The sequence below is a fragment of the Streptomyces sp. ATLC9 genome (genome assembly GCF_057196705.1).
In genome coordinates, this window is the sequence record NZ_JBXUOY010000330.1 from 1 (window position 1) to 5,294 (window position 5,294).

The window sequence follows — 5,294 nt, forward strand, 5'->3', positions numbered from 1 at the left end:
ACCAGATCATTGACCGCCGCCTCCTCACGCACCGTGAAGAACGGCTGATCCACCAGCAACCCCGACTCCGCGTCCAGCGCCACCCCCGCCGCGCCCCCGGCCGATAGCGTGGCAGTCGCTTCCGGCCGCCACCAGGCGGCTCCCCCAAGTCCGTTGAGGAGACCGCCATGCGCGTCACCGCCTTCGATCACCTGGTGCTCAACGTCGAGGACGTCGAACGGTCCCTCGACTTCTACTGCGGTCCACTGGGTCTGGAACCGGTACGCGTGGAGGAGTGGCGCGCGGGGAAGGCGCCGTTCCCGTCGGCGCGGGTGAACGACACGACCATCATCGACCTGGTCACCGGCCCCCGCGACGGCTCCAACGTGGACCACATCTGCCTGGTCGTCGAACCCCTGGACTGGCAGGAGGTCGTGGACTCGGGCGCCTTCACCGTGGTGGACGGCCCCGGCCCCCGCTTCGGCGCGCGCGGCACCGCCCAGTCCCTCTACGTCCTCGACCCGGACGGCAACACCGTCGAACTGCGCTGGTACCCCCAGGACCGTTCCCGCGAGGGTTCCCGGGACATCTGACGACTGAGTATCGACAGCACGGCGGTCGCGCTGCTGGACGCCGCGGCCCGCGAGGAGCCGCCGTTCCTCCTGTACTGGTGCGCCAACACCGCCGAACGCCCGCTGAGCGGCACGGCCGCGGAGGCGTGCTCCGTCCCCGCCGGCCCCGGCCACCGGCCGCGCACCCTTCGCGAGGTGCGGTAGCGGATGACCTACGCGCCGGACCGGTCGGCCGTCGCTGAGGAACTCGTGGCGGGTGGCAGTGCAGGCCGCCGGGGCGGTGAGCACGCGGACGCGGCTGCGTGCACATCGCCCGGCAGGTCCCTGCTCCGCGACGTACGTCGCGTACCCGGAATGCGCGACGTACTGGCGGGGGGAGGGCATCCTGAACGGAACACCGGAGGGGGGCACCACGTCCGCGGTGCGCCGTGTCGCGGTCGTGGACGTGGAGGACATCGCCCTTCTCGAAGCGGCCCCTGGATACCACCCCACCTGGTGCCGCGTCAGCCAGGGTTCACCCCGCTCGCCGCGTTGGCCGGAAGCCCGGGCAGGACAAACCACACGCGGCTTCCGGCCGCCCGGCGATCGCACGCGCCTGGGGTCCCCCCCCCGGCCGGAGGCTGGGGACGCCTCGCCACCGGGCGAACCCTGACCGACGCGGCACCAGGCGGTACGGGTCGACGTGTCCGGACGAATCGACGGAACCGCCGAGGTGCGCCACCTTGCCGCTCTGCTGCTGAAGCGAGGCGGTGTCGCGTTCGACGACTACTCCGAGCACGCCTGGACACGACGGGAGACCGAGTCGGACGCCGTGATCGAGGGCCTGCGCTTCTTCGACTTCCGTACGTATCACGAACGCCACCGCCGCCCCGGCCACGACGTGTTCTGACCCGAGGAGGCGCTGCCCGCGGGCCCGGTGCACCCGAGGCGACCGGTCGAGGGCGGTCGCCGTGGGCGGTCTCGTATCCCGGCCGGTCGACCGAAGCGGGCAGGACGGGCAGCGGGAGGTGTTCGCTCAGCACCACTGAGGCGGCGCCGAGGGGTCCAGGGAACGAGCAAGGCCCAGGTCGTTGACCTGGGCCTTCGTCATGGAGCGGGTGACGGGAATCGAACCCGCGCTCTGAGCTTGGGAATCACCACGCGATCACCCGCGCATTACGCCTCTGACCTGTGCGGATGCCTTCGCAGACAGCACTGCAGTGGTGTCCGAAGTGACCGCTGCTGACCGCCCTTCCCCGCCCGTTCTGGCACGCATCTGGCACGGAGCCTGTGTCTCTGGAGGCAGCAACGCATGGAAGGATCCGGGCGTGGAGATCATGGCGGATCTGCGAGTGATGCTGGGCTCGCTTGCCCGGGAGGACGGTGGGTTCGGCCGGGTCGCGGCAGCGGACACCGGCACTATGGAAGAGCATGTGTACCGTCTGGTGCTCGACGCGCACGAAGCCTGGGCGGGCTACGCGGTCAAAGATGCACGCGGGCCGACCGGTCCTGCCGACATCCGCGGGGCACTGGAAGCCATCGACGCGGAGCAGGCCACGGACGTCATGACGTATCTGTCCGCAGGGGACCTGGTCTTCCCGGGCCGGATGCGCCGCGACCGGGAGCATGCTCACCGAGCCGCCCGGCGAGTGGTGAAGCTGCTCGGCTACGAGGCGACGTGGGCGACGAACATCGAGCTGTCCGACGCAGGTCACGGGTGGAACCCCGTCACCCGGCACTCCTTCGATGGGGTGGTCGCCGGCGTGGGTAACGGTGTTGTCGTTGCCTTGCTGCAAGTGGGCGAGGACTGACACCCGCCGCATTGACCATTGCCTTACAAGTTCGATCCGGGCCCGCTGCGGCGGCTGCCGTCGATTGGTACGACGGCTGGACAAGGGTGCTGGTGTATGCCTTCGTTCGCCGTCATTGATGTCAGCTACGGATTTCAGAAGCCTTCTGATCTGTAGTTCTACAGAGATTGGTCATTGACGTAATACAGGCTGCTGGGAACCCTATGGGGGCGGCGTGGGGCGCTGCCGGTTGCTGGAGTTGCTATACCTCAGCAGGGTCATCCGTTGAGGGCTTCCACGAGAGCCATGAAGATGCCCAAGTCGAAGACAGCGACGGCCACGAGCCCGATAACCACCAGCGAGCAGTAAGAAGCAATTGCCACCGTGGCCCGCGCTCGCCCGAAGACGCCGGCGAGGCAGACGGTTGCGGTCTCCGGGCGCTATGAAAGCTCGCGAAACATGCCTTCGATCGCAGTACGCTCGGAAGTCGATACGGAGGTGCCTGGGAATCCGTATCCCATTCCAGACGAGGGTCGATCGTGGGAATGCTCATCGTATGCGTAACGTTGTTCAATCGACTCCCGGGCAGACTCGATGTCTGACCTCATGTCGTCGATGACGCCGACTCTAATCGCCGTTGTTTCAACTTCGTCGATCCACTGATGATCGGAATCGCGATCTTGCTCATTTCCGGACAAATTTTCCAATTCCTGCCGCAACCCAGACCAGACGCTCTCGTAAAACTTTTCGCTAGGGTCAAACTGCTGCTCTAGAACTGAACCATATGATATAAAGAAATCCTCGAATGCGGTCACGTCATCCAGGGTGTACAGCAATTCACCCCAGCTTTCGAAGGCCCATCTCAGTTCATCTCGGACATGATCCGGATCTTCTGCGTAGCGCATCATCAAGGCCGTATTGAAGGGCTTCCAATCGTCCGGCTCCATGTAGCTAGAGGTTGAGCTCTTAAGAAGTTCGGTTGTCACCGCAAGGATCTCATTGAATGATCTTCCCAACAATTTATGCGCTGGCTGCAGCGAGTTGATAAGGGGCTTAATCGTTCTCTGATAGATCCTAGCCGATCCGTGTGGATCGGATTTGCTGGCCTCTTTTTCTTTGGTGATCAGCTCCATCATCTTCCCGGCAATGGAGCTTGTGTGGTGGGTAACGGCTTCGGCGCAATTCGGGAAGCGGAGCTTCCCGTCAAGCTCGGATATCGCGTATATCAGGAGCGTGCTCACTTGCGCCAGATGCATTGCGTCCCGGATGATGGCCATCAGATAATCTGGCTCTTCGTCAAGGAAAGCGAGAATAAAGTCACGCACGCTTGGATTAGCATAGGTGATCACCGTGACCCCGTCATTCCCTTTTTCCAGACTAACAAAGGTGCCTTCTAGTACTCGAAGTGCGCTCGTGTACTCCGTTGGCTTCGCCTCTTTTTTGACCAGATCCTTAAGGTCCCTGGAGTTGGCGCCATAAAAAGGAAATGAGGCAAGTGTAAGCGTTATCCTTTGCGCAAGATCCGACAAGCCATTATTGAAGACAATTCTCCAAAGATCCAGTGGATGGTCAAGCGTGTGGTTGAGGGTGCGCACGAGTTCATCCGCCGATGCGTGAGGCCGCTTGATGACCAATTCCAGGATCCGTGGGGAGAAGTTTTCGTGCCTAACGACTGCCCAATAGGAGGAATTTTCTACGTACTCCCTGACGACTTCTCGTGACAGAGTAGAAAAGTAAAGGTGATTGTACAGTATGCGGGCTCGTTGGATAGCTCCGTAGTCAGCGATCTTTATTACGAACTCGATAACTCGCAAATCTGCATGTGCGATCGGCTCGCTGATTAGTCGAGCTTGTTGAAGTATTTGCGATCTCGTAGTCATTACAAGCCGCTTGTCCGGGTTCCGTGCCACGCGGTCCATTAGGCGTATTACCGAGCTGTCCTTCGCGCGCCTTTCGCTAAGGTCCGTCTGTCCGAGGAAGTCGTCATACAGGAACACCTGCTTGCGACCCGACTTGTATGCCTCCCATGCGTCATCAACGTCGGTTCCCACCGATACGATCTGCCATCCTTCGTACCAGTACCTTAGAGCGAGCATTTCGGCGAGCATACTCTTGCCGACTCCGGGCGGACCAGTCAGGATGACTACATGCTTATCGTCGAGTAGTTCGTGTGCTGCTTTGAAGCTGTTGGTTGGAACGTACAGCTTCACTCGATCCCTAATATCCTCAAGCAGCGCCTCACTGCGCTCCCAGATACCGCTCTGGACAATGCGTTCCAAAATGGTTGTTGAGGCGAGCCAAAGCTTGAAATGTTGCTGCTCTACTATCGGATGCCGTGTGATTAGGCCATTGATGTCAGCTTGGGTCAGCAGGTCGGCGCTGTCAAAAAGCCACGGCTTGAGGTCGCCAGCGAGGGTGTCTTTCTGGGTCCTGTTTAGATCTTGAGATGTGACGAAGAGATAGCGGTCGGGCTTCTCTTTGTCCATCTTTGGAACTTCCCGACGTGCCGACGCGCGGAGGTCCGAGAACGACGAGCCAAGGTAGTGCTTGCACTGGACGACGACCTTCCCTGCTGCCGTGCTCGCCCGTAAGTCGATGCCTCCGTCGCGACCACGCCCGAACGCCTCCAGGCGCCAGCGATATTCGGCTTCGAGAAGATCACGAATCAGTATTTCGAAGTCGTTAGGTGAGAGGGTGCGGAAGTCGTAGTCGGCCAATCTGCATGCTCCAACAGAGTTAGCGATCCCTCAGCATGCACGCTGAGGGCAGGAGCATTAACTATACCGACGCCAGCGTCCGCCGCCGATGGTTTGTCAGGTCACGGAGTCCTGCGGCCATCCTCTGGCCAGTACGGCGCGGACAGTGAGGTTTTCTCAGCGAAATGATCTACGCGAAGCCGGATGAGGCTCTGGTGTCCGGACGATTCGGGCAGCCCTGCCCCGGTGGCGGGCAGACGTAAAGCCCCTGGTAGGAC

At 61.7% G+C, this 5,294-nt stretch carries 4 protein-coding genes, 1 tRNA gene and 1 pseudogene; 3 read left to right on the top strand and 3 right to left on the bottom strand.

Features of this window, described 5'->3' with window-relative positions:
* Positions 1-104: pseudogene (locus tag AC2CJA_RS23815) on the bottom strand (cell wall assembly protein Knr4); the annotation flags it as partial.
* A gap of 63 nt (positions 105-167) precedes the next feature.
* Between AC2CJA_RS23815 and AC2CJA_RS23820 the strand changes: the two are divergent.
* Both AC2CJA_RS23820 and AC2CJA_RS23825 read left to right on the top strand, forming a co-directional pair.
* A complete protein-coding gene (locus tag AC2CJA_RS23820) occupies positions 168-572 on the top strand; it encodes a VOC family protein (RefSeq protein ID WP_484604735.1) in 405 nt (134 codons plus the stop codon).
* A gap of 661 nt (positions 573-1,233) precedes the next feature.
* Positions 1,234-1,440, top strand: coding sequence for a hypothetical protein (locus tag AC2CJA_RS23825; RefSeq protein WP_484604736.1), 207 nt, complete (start codon positions 1,234-1,236; stop codon positions 1,438-1,440).
* A 200-nt stretch (positions 1,441-1,640) separates the two neighbouring features.
* On the opposite strand, the gene AC2CJA_RS23830 is transcribed toward AC2CJA_RS23825, so the two are convergent.
* A tRNA-OTHER gene (locus tag AC2CJA_RS23830) sits at positions 1,641-1,703 on the bottom strand.
* A 155-nt stretch (positions 1,704-1,858) separates the two neighbouring features.
* Here AC2CJA_RS23830 and AC2CJA_RS23835 point away from each other — a divergent pair.
* Positions 1,859-2,341, top strand: coding sequence for a hypothetical protein (locus AC2CJA_RS23835; RefSeq protein WP_484604737.1), 483 nt, complete (start codon positions 1,859-1,861; stop codon positions 2,339-2,341).
* 419 nt (positions 2,342-2,760) lie between these two features.
* On the opposite strand, the gene AC2CJA_RS23840 is transcribed toward AC2CJA_RS23835, so the two are convergent.
* Positions 2,761-5,037, bottom strand: coding sequence for an nSTAND3 domain-containing NTPase (locus AC2CJA_RS23840; protein ID WP_484604738.1), 2,277 nt, complete (start codon positions 5,035-5,037; stop codon positions 2,761-2,763).
* Positions 5,038-5,294 lie beyond the last annotated feature (257 nt).

Bases quoted from the DNA above. Each gene is read 5' to 3' on its own strand.
- AC2CJA_RS23820 (WP_484604735.1), top strand. From the start codon at position 168: ATGCGCGTCACCGCCTTCGATCACCTGGTGCTCAACGTCGAGGACGTC.